Genomic DNA, 15,388 nt, shown 5'->3' with positions numbered 1-15,388 from the left:
CCCATTCCATCGACGATATTTTCAAGACGCCGCGCTGCCTCCAGCGCGGCGCCTTGCCGAATGTCACAAGCGCGCGAGCCGTTCGGTCAGGAGATCGAAGAAACCCTGGTCGTCGACAAAGCGCATGACCTTGGCGTTGTGCGGCCGATCGGTGACCTGCCACCAGTCGACCACCGTCATGCCGACGGTCAGTTCCGACTGCGTCTCGATCTCGACATTGCAATCCCGGCCCGAGAATAGTTCCGGCCGAATCAGATAGGCGGTCACGGTCGGATCATGGAGTGGGCCGCCATCGCTGCCATATTTCTCGACGTCGAAGCGTTCGAAGAAATCGAGCATTTCCGCCATGGCGACCGCAGGCCGCGTACCAATCGCGCGGATCTTGTCGACGCGGGCCTTGAGCGTCAGCAGCCGGTGGGTCACGTCGAGCGGCATCATGACGATCGGGATGCCGGACTTGAAGACGATCTCGGCCGCCTCGGGATCGACATAGATGTTGAACTCCGCCGCCGGCGTGATGTTGCCGCCTTCGAAGAACCCGCCGCCCATCATGACCAGTTCGCGCACCCGCGACGCCACGTCCGGCGCCTTCTGCAGCATCAGGGCGATATTGGTCAGCGCACCGAGCGTGCAAAGCGTCACGGTTCCTTCCGGCTCGCGCCGCAGCGTCTCGATGATGAAATCGACGGCGTGGCCGTCCTGCAGCGGCATGGTGGGCTCGGGCAGTGTCGGCCCGTCGAGGCCGGTCGAGCCGTGCACATGTTCGGCCGTGATCAGCGGCCGTTTGATCGGCCGGTCGGCGCCCGCATAGACCTTGATGTCCGGCCGGCTGCAAAGCTCGCAGATGACGCGGACATTGCGCTGCGTCCAGCTCAGCGGCACGTTGCCGGCCACCGCCGTGATTCCCAGCACCTCGATCTCCCCGGGGCTTGCCAGTGCCAGCATGATGGCCGCGGCATCGTCCTGGCCGGGGTCGGTGTCGATGATGATCTTTCTCGGCTGGCTCATGCGCTGGTCCTTCCCCTCCGTCATGCCTGTCTCTGTGCCGCGCCGTCATGAACGGGATCGCGGCCTTGCGCGTCATGCCTGCCGCATCGCCCGGCGATCCGCAATCGCTTTCTCGGGCGAGGTGGCGATCAAATTCGGCGCGGGCCGCGTCGCGGATGGTGATGGGCCGCTTGCGTCCGCGCCGGCCGGCACCCATATTTCAGCTGTGGCGGAGGCTGCCCCGCAGATCCGCCCCTGTCGCTTGCATTTCCAAGGACGAGACATGACGCGCGTAACGCCCTTTTCGAGCCCGCTGATGCTGGGTTTCGACACGATGGAAAAGACCCTCGAGCGCATTGCCAAGGGCAATGACGGCTATCCCCCCTATAATATCGAGCGCGTCCGCGCGACCGCCGCCGGCCAGCCGGATCTGCTGCGCATCACGCTCGCCGTTGCCGGGTTCTCCGAGGAGGATCTCGACGTGACCGTCGAGGAAAACCAGCTGATCATCCGTGGTCGGCAGACGGATGCGGAAGACCGCGACTATCTCCACCGCGGCATTGCCGCGCGCCAGTTCCAGCGGATGTTCGTGCTGGCCGATGGCATGGAGGTGCGCAATGCGCAGTTGCGCAACGGTCTTCTTTCCGTGGACCTGATCCGCCCGGAACCGCTCCGCATGGTAAAGAAAATTAATATTTTGGTCTCAGAGTGAGATCACCGGCAAATGAGGCTTTGCCGGCTGCAAGGCTGGCGACGCTGGTGCTGATTTTCGCCAAATCCTCGCATGAAAACAAAATCGTAAGGTCATGCTAACGAGCCCTCCCGGCTCCTCTGGCGCAGACCGCGGAGAAGGTTCATGGGATTGAAGCACGTCAGCAACTGTTTGTCTAAGACCGATCTGGCTCACCTCGGCTCCGGCGAAGTCGGCTATATCCGCAAGATGCGGTCCGACGAGGTGTCCCGCTGCTTCCCCGAAGCACCCTCCATGGAACCGGGCCTCGATCTCTGGGCTCTGTTCGGCGCGGATGGCACGCCGATCCTGCTCACGGACAACCGTTCGAGCACCTTCTTCAAGGCCGCCGAAGACGATCTGAAGACCGTCACGCTTCATTGAAACCGTCGGGCGCTCCGGCGCTCACACCCGCTCAAAAGTCAGATAGGCTGAGGCCCGTCCTTCGCGGCGGGCTTTCGCTTCGTAGCGCGTGCTCGGCCAGGTTTCGAAGGGCGTCGTCCAGTCCGCCGCATTGCGCGCCGTCCAGCGGAAGGCGGCGTGGTCGCGGCAGTGCAGCAGCGTCCAGTTGACATAGGTGTCGATATCCGAGGCGAAGCAGAAAAGCCCGCCCGGCTTCAGCACGCGCGCAAAGCGATCGAGATTGATCTTGGAGACGAAGCGGCGCTTCCAGTGCTTCCGCTTCGGCCAGGGATCGGGATAGAGCAGATCGATCTGGTCGATCGAGGCCTCCGGCAGCCAGTCGAGCACCAGCGTCGCATCGTCATCATAAAGGCGGATGTTCTTCGCGCCGGCCGCCTCGATGCTGCCCACCAGCTTGGCCATGGAATTGACGAAGGGCTCAACGCCGATGAAGCCAGTATCCGGCTGCTCGGTGGCGCGGTGGATCAGATGTTCGCCGCCGCCAAAGCCGATCTCGAGCCGAAGCCGCGCGACCGGCTCGGGAAAGAGGCCGCCAAGGTCGGTCGGTGCCGGTGCTGCAAGATCGAGCTTGAGGCGCGGCAGGACCGTGTCGAGGTGGGCGGCCTGGCTGGCGCGCAGCGGCTTGCCCTTGCGCCGGCCGAAGAAGGCCTCGGTTGCGCGGCTCGGTCGCGGCTCGGTCATTCGCGTCGTCTCCATCAAAAAAGCGGCCGCCCCGGGGGCAGCCGCTTTCGTCTAGAGCGAAATGCAGAATCGCGAAAGGCCTCACGCCGCCTTCAATGCGTCCTTCAGCGGCTTGACCAGATCGAGCTTTTCCCAGGAGAAGGAGCCGTCGCGGCCGGCCTTCCGGCCGAAATGGCCATAGGCCGCCGTCTTGGCATAGATCGGCTTGTTAAGATCCAGATGGCGGCGGATGCCGGAGGGCGAGAGATCCATCGTCTTGCGGATGGCGGCTTCCACCTCATCCTCGGTCACTTTGCCGGTTCCATGCAGATCGACATAGACCGACAGAGGCTGCGCGACGCCGATCGCATAGGAAAGCTGAATGGTGCAGCGGTCCGCCAAGCCGGCGGCGACCACGTTCTTGGCGAGGTAGCGGGCGACATAGGCGGCCGAGCGGTCGACCTTGGTCGTGTCCTTGCCGGAGAAGGCGCCGCCACCATGCGGGGCCGCGCCGCCATAGGTGTCGACGATGATCTTGCGGCCGGTGAGGCCGGCATCGCCATCCGGGCCGCCGATCACGAACTTGCCGGTGGGGTTGATGTACCACTGGCAATCCTCGGCAATCTCGATGTCGCTCAGCGCCTCGCGGATATAGGGCTCGACGACCGAACGAACCTTGGCCGAGTCCCAGGACTCTTCGAGATGCTGGGTGGAGAGTACGATGGAGGCGACCTCCTTCGGCTTGCCATCCACATAGCGCACGGTCACCTGGCTCTTGGCATCAGGACCGAGTAGAGCGGCTTCGCCCTCGCCCTTCTTGCGGGCTGCGGCGAGCAGCGACAGGATCTTGTGCGAATAATAGATCGGGGCCGGCATGAGCTCGGCCGTCTCGCGGCAGGCATAGCCGAACATGATGCCCTGGTCGCCCGCGCCTTCGTCGCCCTGGCGGTCCGAGGCATTGTCGACACCCTGGGCGATATCGGCCGACTGGGAATGCAGGAGAACGTCGATCTTGGCGCTCTTCCAGTGGAAGCCCGATTGCTCATAGCCAATCTCGCGGATGGCCTTGCGGGCTGCGGACTTGAACTTGGCCGGATTGATCACGTCTTCGCCGCTCTTGTCCTTCTTCATCAGGCTTGGCGGCAGGCGAACTTCACCGGCGATGACCACGCGGTTGGTGGTGGCAAGCGTTTCGCAAGCGATCCGGACGCTCCAGGGATCTACGCCGGTCTTGGAGGCTTCACGATAGACCAGATCGACGATCTCGTCCGAGATCCGGTCACACACCTTGTCCGGGTGCCCTTCGGCCACGGATTCCGAGGTGAAGAGATAGTTGGCGCGCATGCGGGACGTCCCCTCAAAGTAAATAGCCCATATCGTTTAGAGACAGTCCCACCAAAAAACAAGCGAACAAGGATATAAATATATCTTTATATCCGTCTGCAAATGGTGGCTGCCGATCCGCCGGATGGTTGCGCGCTCTGGCTTGCGCGAAGCTCACGCGAGGACGCCGTTCAGCCGGGACTGGATGAACGGCGTAACATTGGATGAACGGCAGCGGGCGTGGGGGGCGTCAGTCGCTGTCCGAATCGGCAGCGAGCGCCTTGACCAGATCGACGATCTTGCGACGCACCTTGGGGTCGGTGATCTTCACGAAGGAGCGGTTGAGCTGCAAGCCTTCGGACGAGGAGAGGAAATCGACAACGTAATTGGAGCTGGAAGCTTCCGAGAGCCCGGCTGGCGCACCGCCGGCGGCATCTCCAGGCGCATCCTCGAAGAAGAAGGAGACGGGCACATTGAGAATGGCGGAGATATTCTGCAGCCGGCTGGCGCCGACGCGGTTGGTGCCCTTCTCATATTTCTGAATCTGCTGGAAGGTGATGCCGAGGCTTTCGCCGAGCTTCTCCTGGCTCATGCCCAGCATAGTTCTTCGAAGCCGGATGCGACTGCCGACATGGATGTCGATCGGATTCGGCTTCTTCTTGTTCTCAATCATTCCCTGTTCCCATTCGCCGGAGGCGCACTCTGCTCCCTCGCCCGACGCGCGTCGGCCGCAGGATCGTCATGCAGCGGGCAGAGCCAATGCCCGCCGGTCAGGTTGACCGGCGGCACTATGCAGATTTCATGATTTTCGGTCAATTCTTCGGCAGGCGAAAACCAAGGCGCGCGGCGAGCGCGACGAGCGCGGCGACAATCGCCAGGAGAATGGCATTGCGCACCTGCGCCTCGGGGGTGAAGGGGGGAATGGTGCGGCCCGGCAGATCGACATCCACGAAGCCGCGCGCGCCGAGATCCAGGCCCTTCACCACCGTTCCACGCCCATCCACGACGGCGGATATTCCGGAATTGGCCCCGCGAATCATCGGCACACCGGTTTCGACGGAGCGCAGCCGCGCCTGCTGGAAATGCTGATAGGGACCGGGCGTCTCTCCGAACCACGCATCATTGGTCACATTCAGCAGCGCTGCGGCGGAAAGCGGCGCATTGCCGAGTTCACCCGGGAAGATCGCCTCGTAGCAGATCAGCGGATAGAGCGTGCGCCCACCCGGCAGCGTCAGCACGGTGCGCGCGGCGGCGGCGGAGAAGCCGCCCGGCATGGAGGCGGCGACTGCGCTCAAGCCGGCCTTGGCGAACAGCGTTTCGAAAGGGAGATATTCGCCAAAGGGCACCAGATGCACCTTGTCGGCCGCTCCAACGATCTGGCCGCGATCATCGATGACATAGATGGAGTTGTAAAAGCGGGGCGGCAGCCCAGCGCCGGCATCCTCGGTGCGCACGGCACCCGTCACCAGGATCTGACCGTCCTGCAGCACATCGGCGATCCGCGCCAGGGCATCCGGATTGTCGGTCAAAAGGAAGGGTACCGCCGTCTCGGGCCAGACGATGAGGTCGGGACGCCGGCTGCCGCCATCGACGGCGGCCGCGCTCAGGGCCAGATGGGCCTCGAATACCGCCGACCGTTCGCTGTCGTCGAGCTTCTTCGCTTGGTCGATCAGCGGCTGGACGATGCGCACCGTCAGCGGCGGATCGAGCGGTACAGCGGCGGGCAGCGACAGGCGATAGGCCCCATAGCCCACATGCAGGCCGACCATCAGAATCGCGAGTCCGAGGCCCGCGCGCAGGCCGCGCCGCGTACCGAGAAGCGCCGGCGCGGCGAAGACGAAGACGGCGGCGATGTTCATGCCGGATATGCCGATGATCGCCGAAGACTGCATCAGGACCGGAACCGGCATGGCCGTGTAGCCGATGGCATTCCAGGGAAAGCCGGTGAGCAGAATGCCGCGGAGCCACTCGGCCACGCCGAAGCCAAGCGCGAGGGCGGCGATCCGGCCCCATCCGTCCGACCAGAGAAGCCGCGCCAGAGAGACAGCCAGTCCGTAATAGATCGCGAGGAAGGCCGGAAGGCCGAGCACCGCAAAGGGCAGTGCCCAGGCGAATGTATCCGCCTCGACCAGCAGCGCGGCGCCGAGCCACCAGAGGCTGCCGGCGAGATAGCCGAAGCCGAAGCACCAGCCGATGGCAAAGGCGGGGAAAGAGCGGCGCAGCATCCCATGGTCCGGATTGCCGGAGACGCCGTCGATCAGCCAGACGAGGAGAGGCAAGGTGAAGAAGGGGATGGCGAAGAGATCGAACGGCGGCAGAGCGAGAACCGTCAACAGGCCGGCCAGTACCGCCACTCCCGCACGGCGCATGCCGGAAACCAGCATCACCCTGCCTGCAAGCCACTCCATCTTCAGCCCCCGACCCTCGAATCAGTCCGTGGGCACTCTTTCAAAAAAGCCTTGCCTTGTCCTGTCGGCCGAGACTGGAGGGTCCTTGGCACTCAAGCATCGTGCCGGGCGCCGTGATCAGGACCGCGGCAGGCGACCGTCGTGCCGGCGGGCAGGCCGACAGCCCCTTCTTCACCTTCGCGCTGCCGGCGGCGGGCGGGCGAGCGTTTGCGGATGATGCGCACGCGCTTCACCCGGCGGGGATCAGCCTCGAGGACCTGAAGCTCGAAGCCGGGGATGACATGCACCACCTCGCCCCGCACGGGAATATGGCCGAGCGTGGCAAAGACCAGGCCGCCCAGCGTATCGACGTCTTCCAGCTGTTCGCGCACGTCGAAATCCGGGCCGATCGCCTCGGCGATCTCCTCGAGCTCCACCCGGGCATCGGCGACGAAGACGTCGTCGGAGGTGCGCGTGAACATCGCCTCCTCGTCGTCATGCTCGTCCTCGATATCGCCGACCACGAGCTCGACGATGTCCTCCAGCGAGGCCAGACCGTCGGTCCCGCCATATTCGTCGATCACCAGCGCCATTTGAATACGCGCCGTCTGCATGCGTTGCATCAGATCGGCGGCATGCATGGACGGCGGCACGAACAGGACCTGGCGAACGATGCCAGAGGCCTCCAGCGTCTCGTTGAGATCGACGCGGGCGAGGTCGAAGCCGGCGCGTGGCTGGCGCAGCGTCTTGTCGCCCTGCTCGGCGATGGCGATCGCCGGCGGCGAGGCCGGCGGGCGCGGCGGCCCATCGCGGCGGCTACGCGCGGCGCGTGTTACATAGGAGAGCAGATCGCGGATATGCACCATGCCGCGCGGATCATCGAGGCTCTCATTGTAGACCGGCATGCGCGAGCGGCCAGATTCCTCGAAGATCAGCATCAGCTCGCCGATGGTGATGCTCTGGTCCACCGCCTCGATGTCGGCCCGCGGCACCATGACATCGGCGACGCGAACCTCGCGGAAGCGGAGAATGTTGTTGAGCATGGCGCGCTCGGGCGCCGAGAAGACCGCATCCGTGCCGGGATCCGCCATCAGCGCATCGGCCAGATCCTCGCGGATCGTCGCACCGTTCGGGCTGCGCCAGAGGCGTGCCGCACGGGCCCAGAAGGAAGGTTGCCTTGTGGTCTCGTGTCTCGACTGAGCGGGGCTACTACTGCCCGGCTCGTCTTGGCTGGACGCCTCGCCCTCTTCGGGCGAGACCGCCGTCGACTGTGTCCTGAAGTCGCTCATCGTTCCAAATCGTCAAACGGGATCCGTGTCCCCATAGGGATCAGATAGCCCAAGACCGGCCAAAATGCGAGTCTCCAGCGATTCCATTCGTTCCGCCTCGTCGCTTTCCAAATGGTCATAGCCGAAAAGATGCAGGAATCCGTGCACCAGAAGATGGGTGAGATGCGCCTCGAATGGCTTGCCGAGCTCGGCCGCCTCGCGCGCGATCGTCTCCTGCGCGAGAATGATATCGCCCAGCATCGGCCCGGGCTTGCCCCCTGGAACAACCGGAAAACCGGGGAAAGACAGCACGTTGGTCGGCTTGTCCTGGTCTCGCCATTCCGCATTGATGCCGCGGATCGTCTCGTCGTCGGTGAAGAGCAGCGAGACTTCGGGCGGCGTGTCGGGGAAGGGCTGGCCCTCTTCGCGCGCGAGAAAGGACGCTGCCGTACCAAGCACGGTTTCGCTTAGCGCCAGCAACGCATCCTCGCCGGCCCAGCCGTCCGCCTCGATGCTGATTTGAATGTCGAGCATGGTCATGATCGGGCAGACGGCGCCTCAGCGGTCCGTCTGCTCGCTTTCGTCCTGGACAGCGGTGCTTGATTCGTAAGCGCGGACAATGCGTGCCACCATCGGATGGCGGACCACGTCGACATCCTTGAATCGGACCACCGAGACGCCTTCGACGCCCTTGAGGATCTGCAATGCCTCGACGAGGCCGGACTGGACGCCGCGCGGCAAATCGACCTGGCTCGGATCGCCGGTGACGATCATCCGCCCGTTCTCGCCAAGCCGCGTCAGGAACATCTTCATCTGCATCGAGGTGGTGTTCTGCGCTTCGTCGAGGATCACCGCCGCATTGCCGAGCGTGCGGCCGCGCATGAAGGCGAGCGGCGCGATCTCGATGACATTGGCGGTGATGGCCCGTTCCACCTTGTCGCCCGGCATCATGTCGTAGAGCGCGTCGTAAAGCGGGCGAAGGTAAGGATCGACCTTCTCCTTCATGTCGCCCGGCAGAAAGCCGAGCCGTTCGCCGGCTTCCACCGCCGGGCGGGAGAGGATGATGCGATCGACGGCGCCGCGCTCGAGCAGCTGGGCGGCATAGGCAACCGCGAGATAGGTCTTGCCCGTGCCGGCCGGGCCGACGCCGAAGACCAGCTCGGAGCGCTCGAGGGCCCGGATATAGACATCCTGGGTCGGCGTGCGGGCGGCAATGGTCTTCTTGCGGGTGGAAATCTGCGCCAAATTGAGCTTTGCCTTGCGTTCCATGGTCGGCAGCTGCAGCTGGTCGTCAGCCGCCACCGCCATGCGGATCGCGCCTTCCACGTCGGAAGGCTCGATCGTATTTCCCTTCTGCAGGCGGCTGTAGAGATAATCGAGAGCCCGACGGGCCTGATCGGTCGCGGCGACTTCGCCGGAGATCGACACCGAATTGCCGCGTGCGCGCGCATCGACATGCAGCCGCTGCTCGATCAGCTTCAGGTTCTGGTCGAACTGGCCGAAGAGCTCGCTGGCCATGCGGTTGTTCTCGAACGTCAGCACGAAATGATTGGCGTCGGTCTGTGTCTTCGACTGGCGCGGCGAGGATGAAACCAATTCGTGTCCGTTCAAGCGGCAAGGCTCCTGGTAAGACCTGAGCCTCAGTCTACCACGTTGGCAAACAGACTGTTAGGGCCCGCGGCGGTGATTCGTACACGGCTAATGTCACCGATTTCCAGGCCCTTTGCATCAACATTCACCGATTGCAGCCAGGGTGAGCGGCCGATGAGCTGGCCGGGCATGCGGCCCGGCTTTTCGAGCAGAAGGTCGATCTCGCGGCCGATGCAGGCCTGGTTGAAGGCCTGTTGCTGGCTGAGAAGCAAAGCCTGCAGCCGCTCCAGCCGCTCCGCCTTCACCTCTTCCGCCACTTGATCCTTGAGCTCCGCGCCGGGCGTGCCGGGCCGCGTCGAATATTTGAAGGAGAAGGCCTGCGCGTAACCGACCGCTTCCACGATCGCCAGCGTATCCTCGAAATCCCGGTCGGTCTCGCCGGGAAACCCGACGATGAAATCGCCGGACAGAGCAAGGTCCGGCCGGGCGGCGCGGATGCGCGCGATCAGCGCCAGATACTCCGCCGCCGTATGCCGCCGGTTCATCGCCTTCAGGATCCGGTCGGAGCCGGATTGGACCGGCAGATGCAGATAGGGCATCAGCGCCGGGAGCTCGGCATGGGCGGCGATCAGGCTGTCATCCATGTCGCGCGGATGGCTGGTCGTATAGCGCAGCCGCGCCAGACCGGGGATCTCCGCCAGGCGACGCAGAAGATCGCCGAGCCGAAGCGCCCGTCCGCCCTCCCCTTCGCCATGCCAGGCATTGACATTCTGGCCGAGCAGCGTGATCTCGCGCACGCCGGCCGCCACCAGCTTTTCCGCCTCGGCAACCACCTGCGCCATTGGCCGCGAGACCTCGGAGCCCCGTGTATAGGGCACCACGCAGAAGGTGCAGAACTTGTCGCAGCCTTCCTGCACGGTGAGGAAAGCCGTGACGCCGCGGGCGCGGGTGCGCGCCTTGTCGGGGGCCGGCAGATGCTCGAACTTGTCTTCGATGGCATAGTCGGTCTCGAGCACGCGCTCGCCGCTGCGCACACGGCGCAGCGCATCGGGCAGGCGGTGATAGGTCTGCGGCCCGATGACGAGATCGACGGCCGGGGCGCGCCGCAGGATCTCGTCGCCTTCGGCCTGCGCGACACAGCCGGCAACGCCGATCATCATCTCTCGGCCTTGCGCACCCTTCTTCTTCTTCAGCTCCCGCAATCGCCCCAGCGCCGAATAGACCTTCTCGGCGGCCTTTTCGCGAATATGGCAGGTGTTCAGCAGCACGAGGTCGGCATCTTCGGCCGTATCGGTCGGCACATAGCCATCGCGCGCCAAGGCATCCGTCATCCTGTCGGAATCATAGACATTCATCTGACAGCCATAGGTCTTGACGAAGACCTTCTTCGGCTGGCCGGCAAGCGGCGTGGGTGCGGCGGCGGCGTCGAAAACGGGGGGAGTGAGGAGGCTTTGGTCGGTCATGGCGGTGCCATAGCGCAAAAGCGCGGGGAAATGAAGGCTAACGCCCGCGCAGCCGCGCGACCAGCATGGATCGCAGCGCTGCCTCGATCTGTCGGCTCACCAGCTTGCGGTTGGTGTCCCGCGCATAATCGATCGTCTCGCCGAAGACGAGATCGACATCCAGCGCGCCCTCGCGCAGCACGCCGATCAGATGCGGGAGAAGGGCAATATCGCCTGGCCAGGCGGCGATCGGCCGGTGGTAGCGTCCCATGGGCATGCCGTGGACGCGCGTGTAGGCAAGCGCCACCGGCTGGACATGCACCGTCCCGGTCGGCGATTGCGGAACGGCGCTGGCCGCGGCCCCGAACAGCGAAGACTTGATCTCCAGCAGCCGGTTGCCGTCCGAGGTCGTGCCTTCCGGGAAGAGCACGACGATCTCGCCGGCCGCCAGACGGCTGCCGATCTCGCTCGCCTGCAGACCTGCCGCACGCTTCTGCTCGCGCTCGACGAAGATTGTTTTCTGCAGCCTCGCGAGCACGCCGAAGACCGGCCACTGACGCACCTCTGCCTTGGCCACATAGACGACATCGGCCACAGAGCCGAGGGCCAGAATGTCCTTCCAGCTGACATGGTTGGCGACGAGCATCAGCGGCCGGCGCGGGTCGATCCGCCCGTGAACATGCACCCTGAGGCCGATCATCCGGCAGGCGATGCGGTGGAAGAAACGGGGCAGCCTGCGCCGCTGAGGCATGTCGCGCCACAGAAACAGGATCTGGAGGGGAGCAAGGAGGAGCGTCGCCAGGCTCAGGAGCAGGACGCAGATAACAATGCGGGCCCAGGCGATCATCGGCGCCTCACAGGTCAAGCCGCATGATATCGGCACCGCCCGTTTCCGGCCCGCCGCCCTTGTAATAGGCCTTTCGCTCGCCGACTTTGCGGAAGCCGAGACGGCGATAAAGGCCGAGCGCCGGGACATTGGCCTGATCGACCTCCAGGAACAGGCTCTCAACGCCGTGCTTGCGGCTCTCGGTGAGGGCTGCCTGCATCAGCCGCCAGCCAAGTCCGCTGCGGCCATAGCGAAGATCGACCCCGATCGTCAGGACTTCCGCCTCCCCCCCGCCGGCACGCACGAGGATGAAGCCGCCCATGGCCGGCCAGGCATAGGCATTGTTCTGCCGCGCGACGAAGCCGAAGACGCTCGACTGGCTGAGCAGGCCATGAAATTCGCCGGCGCTCCAGGGTGGTGAGAAACGCTGACGGTGCAGATCCGCGACTTCTTCCAAATGGTCGGCGCGCATCTGGAAGATGTCGAACTCAGGCCGGCGGATGAAATAGTCGATCAGCGACATGGACGGATCTTCAGGCCCTCGCAACGGCAAAGCCCGCCTGCGAGCGGACATCCGGTCCGCGCAGATAGAGCGGTTTCGGCAGGGCTGTCTGCGGATCGGCCTTAGCGCCCAGCGCCGCGACCACACCGATCTCGGCCACATCCGGCCGAGCGGCGGGGCCCGCGCCGGTCAGCCAGCCGGCGCCGGAGCCGACGATCAATCCTTCGAAACCTGCAAACTCGGCCCGAGCGGACATGATTTCGACGGCCTGTGGCTCGGCGCGTGGACTGCCATCCGGCGAGAAGACTTGCAGATAGAGCTCCTCGCGCTTGGCATCGAGGACGGAAAGAATAGCCCGGCCTCCGGCATCCGGCAGGGCCGCACGAGCCAGAGCCTCGAGGATGGAAATGCCGACACAGGGCTTGCCAAGCGCCAGCGCAAGACCGCGCGCCGCCGCGACGCCGACGCGAATGCCGGTGAAGGAGCCGGGCCCGATGGTCACCGCGATGCGATCGACCGCCTCCAGCGGCAGTCCCGAGGCCAGAAGCGCTGCATCGATCATCTCCATCAACCGCTCGGCATGGCCGCGGCCGATCTCCTCGCTCGCCTGGCCGAGCACCTTGCCGGCGGCCGCATCGAAGAGGGCGGCCTGGCATGCAATACCGGCGGTGTCGAGGGCGAGAACGATCATCGTCAGGTCAACCGAAAGGCCGCGCCGGGCCGGCCCGGCGAAGAGGGTGGAAGACCCGCGCTATGGCGCGGGCTCAAGGTGCAGTCTGTCGCGTCGGTGTCGCCGACGAATCAGACGGCCTCGACCGCCTGAACCTCGGGCACGAAATGGTGAAGCAGATTCTGCACACCATGCTTGAGCGTGGCCGTCGAGGACGGGCAGCCGGAGCAGGCGCCCTTCATGTTGAGGAAGACGGTGCCGTCACGGAAACCCTTGAAGGTGATGTCGCCGCCATCCTGGGCGACCGCCGGGCGAACCCTCGTCTCGAGCAGTTCCTTGATGGTGGCAACGATCGTCTCATCCCCGTCGTCGAAGAACTCGCCCTGCTCATCCGCCTCTTCGGCACGGGCACCACCGGCCATGACCGGCTGGCCCGACATGAAATGCTCCATGATCGAGCCGAGAATCGCGGGCTTCAAATGCTGCCATTCCGCGTCGCTCTTGGTGACGGTAATGAAGTCGTAGCCGAAATAGACGCTGCTCACGCCGGGGATGGCGAAGATGCGGGCGGCAAGCGCAGAGGCCGCACGCGCCTCGTCCTCGTCGCGGAACTCCGCGGTGCCGTTTTCAAGCACGACCTTGCCGGGAAGGAATTTCAGCGTCGCGGGGTTCGGGGTCGATTCGGTCTGGATGAACATCGCAGATCTCCAAGTCTGGCCAGAGCGGCCATCGGGCATGGGGTGAAACAATCGGCGTCGGCCCTCGTCGGCGCGCGCGCTCCCGCTTGAGCAGGATCTCTGCTGAAGATGGGAATGTGGAGTGGCTGATACCAGATATGAGGGCCGTCATAAAGATGATTCCTGCGCACGGTGGCGCACCGCCCGCTTCAGCTCAGCGCCTCGATATCCTCGTCGGTCAACAGATCGGGAATGACCGTGACGGGGATCGGGAAGGCGGCGGTCTTGCCGGCGATCGAGGCGACGAGCGGACCGGGGCCATCCTTGGCAGAGCCTGCGGCGAGCACCAGGATGGCGATGTCGCGATCCTCTTCGATCAACGCATGGATTTCGGCCGTCGCCACCCCTTCGCGGATGACCATTTCCGGCTCGATGCCGACCTTTTCGCGCACGGTCTGGGCGATCTTGGCCAGCGTCGCTTCCGCTTCGGCGCGCGCCTCTGCGCGCATGATGCCTTCGACGCCGATCCATTGCTGGAAGTCGCCGTCCGGGATGACATAGAGCAGGACAAGGGCGCCGTTCGAATGGCGGGCGCGCAGACCGGCATAGTGAACGGCGCGGCCGCATTCCGGCGTATCGTCGATCACCGCCAGAAACTTGCGGCGGTGACCTTCCATATTCGAGAGACGTGCGGAAACCATGATGGCGTTTGTCGCATTCCGCCCGTCCGGCCGCAAGGCCTCTTTTTTGCCGCAATCGGCAACGGCTTATCGCAGGAAGCCGACAATGTCCTTGACATCGTTCATGACGATCTCCGCACGCGCCCCGGCCCGCTCGCCGCCATCCCGCAGGATCGCGTCGATATGGCTGGTATCGTCCATCAGACGGCGCATCTCGGCGGTGATCGGCGCCAGATGGCTGACGGCGAGGTCGACCAGCGCCGGCTTGAAGACCGAGAACTGCTGGCCGCCGAACTGAGCGAGAACCTCAGCCTTGGAAAGATCGGCAAGTGCCGCATAGATCCCGACCAGATTGTCCGCCTCGGGTCGTCCCTGAAGACCATCGACCTCCGAGGGCAAGCCATCCGGATCGGTCTTGGCCTTGCGGATCTTTCGGGAGATCGCTTCGGCATCGTCCATCAGATTGATGCGCGAGAGATCCGACGCATCCGACTTCGACATCTTCTTGGTGCCGTCGCGCAGCGACATGACGCGCGGCGCCGGGCCATCGATCAGCGGCTCGACCATCGGGAAGAAGGCATGCACCGGCTCTTCGCCGACAACGATATCCACCCCCTTGCCATGGGCACGGATGCGCTCGGCATAATCGAGGTTAAACTTCATCGCAATGTCGCGGGCGAGTTCCAGGTGCTGCTTCTGGTCGTCCCCGACCGGGACATGGGTCGCGCGGTAGGCGAGGATGTCGGCGGCCATCAGGCTCGGATAGGCGAGCAGGCCCAGCGAGGCATTCTCGCGATCCTTGCCGGCCTTGTCCTTGAACTGCGTCATGCGGTTCATCCAGCCGATCCGGGCGACGCAATTGAAGATCCAGGCAAGCTCCGCATGGGCGGGCACGGCCGACTGATTAAAGACGATATGGGCCTTGGGATCGACGCCGGACGCGATGAAGGCGGCCGCGATCGAGCGGATCTGCCCCGGCAGGTCCTCATGCACCAGCTGCGCGGTCAGCGAATGAAGATCGACGACGCAGTAGATGCAATCATTCTTCTCCTGCAGCGCCACGAACTTGCGGATCGCGCCGAGATAATTGCCGAGGTGAAGATTGCCGGTCGGCTGGACACCGGAAAAGACGAGCGGGGGAAACTCTGCCATGGGAACCTCGATCAGGGCGTGTGGACGGCGCTGGGGCGTTTGGCGGGCTTATGCACGGGGCAAGGGCGGGG

The 15,388-nt window shown here is 64.5% G+C and carries 16 protein-coding genes and 1 pseudogene; 2 read left to right on the top strand and 15 right to left on the bottom strand.

Annotated features, from left to right (window positions below):
• Window positions 1-63: 63 nt before the first annotated feature.
• Window positions 64-1,008: a nucleoside hydrolase gene (locus tag ACLE20_RS10290; protein ID WP_410940177.1), complete on the bottom strand. Its 945-nt coding sequence runs from the start codon at window positions 1,006-1,008 to the stop codon at window positions 64-66.
• Window positions 1,009-1,270: 262 nt separating this feature from the next.
• Between ACLE20_RS10290 and ACLE20_RS10285 the strand changes: the two genes are divergently transcribed.
• Both ACLE20_RS10285 and ACLE20_RS10280 read left to right on the top strand, forming a co-directional pair.
• Window positions 1,271-1,699, top strand: coding sequence for an Hsp20 family protein (locus ACLE20_RS10285; RefSeq protein ID WP_410940176.1), 429 nt, complete (start codon window positions 1,271-1,273; stop codon window positions 1,697-1,699).
• Between the two features lie 144 nt (window positions 1,700-1,843).
• Window positions 1,844-2,101 carry a DUF1150 family protein gene (locus tag ACLE20_RS10280; protein WP_410940175.1) on the top strand — a complete coding sequence of 86 codons (258 nt, stop codon included), beginning with the start codon at window positions 1,844-1,846 and terminating at the stop codon, window positions 2,099-2,101.
• A 21-nt stretch (window positions 2,102-2,122) separates the two neighbouring features.
• Here ACLE20_RS10280 and trmB read toward each other — a convergent pair whose 3' ends face one another.
• From trmB to trpS, 14 genes and pseudogenes are all read right to left on the bottom strand, one after another.
• On the bottom strand, window positions 2,123-2,821 hold the full coding sequence (gene trmB, locus ACLE20_RS10275) for a tRNA (guanosine(46)-N7)-methyltransferase TrmB (protein WP_410940174.1): 699 nt from the start codon (window positions 2,819-2,821) through the stop codon (window positions 2,123-2,125).
• 81 nt (window positions 2,822-2,902) lie between these two features.
• On the bottom strand, window positions 2,903-4,144 hold the full coding sequence (gene metK, locus ACLE20_RS10270; RefSeq protein ID WP_410940173.1) for a methionine adenosyltransferase: 1,242 nt from the start codon (window positions 4,142-4,144) through the stop codon (window positions 2,903-2,905).
• Window positions 4,145-4,373: 229 nt separating this feature from the next.
• Window positions 4,374-4,796: a helix-turn-helix domain-containing protein gene (locus ACLE20_RS10265; protein WP_410940172.1), complete on the bottom strand. Its 423-nt coding sequence runs from the start codon at window positions 4,794-4,796 to the stop codon at window positions 4,374-4,376.
• Between the two features lie 139 nt (window positions 4,797-4,935).
• Complete coding sequence (gene lnt / locus ACLE20_RS10260) at window positions 4,936-6,531, bottom strand: apolipoprotein N-acyltransferase (RefSeq protein WP_410940171.1); 1,596 nt, start codon at window positions 6,529-6,531, stop codon at window positions 4,936-4,938.
• A 92-nt stretch (window positions 6,532-6,623) separates the two neighbouring features.
• Window positions 6,624-7,799 (bottom strand): transporter associated domain-containing protein, encoded by a 1,176-nt coding sequence (locus ACLE20_RS10255; RefSeq protein WP_410940170.1) that lies wholly within the window; start codon window positions 7,797-7,799, stop codon window positions 6,624-6,626.
• A gap of 12 nt (window positions 7,800-7,811) precedes the next feature.
• Complete coding sequence (gene ybeY, locus ACLE20_RS10250; protein ID WP_410940169.1) at window positions 7,812-8,318, bottom strand: rRNA maturation RNase YbeY; 507 nt, start codon at window positions 8,316-8,318, stop codon at window positions 7,812-7,814.
• A gap of 18 nt (window positions 8,319-8,336) precedes the next feature.
• Window positions 8,337-9,389: a PhoH family protein gene (locus ACLE20_RS10245; RefSeq protein WP_410940168.1), complete on the bottom strand. Its 1,053-nt coding sequence runs from the start codon at window positions 9,387-9,389 to the stop codon at window positions 8,337-8,339.
• A gap of 29 nt (window positions 9,390-9,418) precedes the next feature.
• Window positions 9,419-10,756 (bottom strand): annotated as a pseudogene (gene miaB, locus ACLE20_RS10240) (tRNA (N6-isopentenyl adenosine(37)-C2)-methylthiotransferase MiaB); the annotation flags it as partial.
• Window positions 10,757-10,868: 112 nt separating this feature from the next.
• A complete protein-coding gene (locus ACLE20_RS10235) occupies window positions 10,869-11,657 on the bottom strand; it encodes a lysophospholipid acyltransferase family protein (RefSeq protein WP_410940167.1) in 789 nt (262 codons plus the stop codon).
• Window positions 11,658-11,664: 7 nt separating this feature from the next.
• Window positions 11,665-12,159, bottom strand: coding sequence for a GNAT family N-acetyltransferase (locus ACLE20_RS10230; RefSeq protein ID WP_410940166.1), 495 nt, complete (start codon window positions 12,157-12,159; stop codon window positions 11,665-11,667).
• Between the two features lie 10 nt (window positions 12,160-12,169).
• Window positions 12,170-12,829: a tRNA (adenosine(37)-N6)-threonylcarbamoyltransferase complex dimerization subunit type 1 TsaB gene (gene tsaB / locus ACLE20_RS10225; RefSeq protein WP_410940165.1), complete on the bottom strand. Its 660-nt coding sequence runs from the start codon at window positions 12,827-12,829 to the stop codon at window positions 12,170-12,172.
• A 110-nt stretch (window positions 12,830-12,939) separates the two neighbouring features.
• Window positions 12,940-13,506: a NifU family protein gene (locus ACLE20_RS10220; protein ID WP_410940164.1), complete on the bottom strand. Its 567-nt coding sequence runs from the start codon at window positions 13,504-13,506 to the stop codon at window positions 12,940-12,942.
• 188 nt (window positions 13,507-13,694) lie between these two features.
• A complete protein-coding gene (locus ACLE20_RS10215; RefSeq protein WP_410940163.1) occupies window positions 13,695-14,186 on the bottom strand; it encodes a universal stress protein in 492 nt (163 codons plus the stop codon).
• Window positions 14,187-14,252: 66 nt separating this feature from the next.
• On the bottom strand, window positions 14,253-15,317 hold the full coding sequence (trpS, locus tag ACLE20_RS10210; protein ID WP_410940162.1) for a tryptophan--tRNA ligase: 1,065 nt from the start codon (window positions 15,315-15,317) through the stop codon (window positions 14,253-14,255).
• Between the last annotated feature and the right edge of the window lie 71 nt (window positions 15,318-15,388).

Source organism: Rhizobium sp. YIM 134829, from assembly GCF_046546455.1.
This window is presented reverse-complemented; position numbering and strand designations above follow the sequence as displayed.

Coding starts and splice junctions, on each gene's coding strand:
- ybeY (WP_410940169.1), bottom strand. CDS start 8,318: ATGACCATGCTCGACATTCAAATCAGCATCGAGGCGGACGGCTGGGCC.
- ACLE20_RS10280 (WP_410940175.1), top strand. CDS start 1,844: ATGGGATTGAAGCACGTCAGCAACTGTTTGTCTAAGACCGATCTGGCT.
- ACLE20_RS10255 (WP_410940170.1), bottom strand. CDS start 7,799: ATGAGCGACTTCAGGACACAGTCGACGGCGGTCTCGCCCGAAGAGGGC.
- ACLE20_RS10235 (WP_410940167.1), bottom strand. CDS start 11,657: ATGATCGCCTGGGCCCGCATTGTTATCTGCGTCCTGCTCCTGAGCCTG.
- trpS (WP_410940162.1), bottom strand. CDS start 15,317: ATGGCAGAGTTTCCCCCGCTCGTCTTTTCCGGTGTCCAGCCGACCGGC.
- ACLE20_RS10290 (WP_410940177.1), bottom strand. CDS start 1,008: ATGAGCCAGCCGAGAAAGATCATCATCGACACCGACCCCGGCCAGGAC.
- ACLE20_RS10220 (WP_410940164.1), bottom strand. CDS start 13,506: ATGTTCATCCAGACCGAATCGACCCCGAACCCCGCGACGCTGAAATTC.
- tsaB (WP_410940165.1), bottom strand. CDS start 12,829: ATGATCGTTCTCGCCCTCGACACCGCCGGTATTGCATGCCAGGCCGCC.
- trmB (WP_410940174.1), bottom strand. CDS start 2,821: ATGACCGAGCCGCGACCGAGCCGCGCAACCGAGGCCTTCTTCGGCCGG.
- ACLE20_RS10265 (WP_410940172.1), bottom strand. CDS start 4,796: ATGATTGAGAACAAGAAGAAGCCGAATCCGATCGACATCCATGTCGGC.
- ACLE20_RS10285 (WP_410940176.1), top strand. CDS start 1,271: ATGACGCGCGTAACGCCCTTTTCGAGCCCGCTGATGCTGGGTTTCGAC.
- lnt (WP_410940171.1), bottom strand. CDS start 6,531: ATGGAGTGGCTTGCAGGCAGGGTGATGCTGGTTTCCGGCATGCGCCGT.
- ACLE20_RS10230 (WP_410940166.1), bottom strand. CDS start 12,159: ATGTCGCTGATCGACTATTTCATCCGCCGGCCTGAGTTCGACATCTTC.
- metK (WP_410940173.1), bottom strand. CDS start 4,144: ATGCGCGCCAACTATCTCTTCACCTCGGAATCCGTGGCCGAAGGGCAC.
- ACLE20_RS10215 (WP_410940163.1), bottom strand. CDS start 14,186: ATGGTTTCCGCACGTCTCTCGAATATGGAAGGTCACCGCCGCAAGTTT.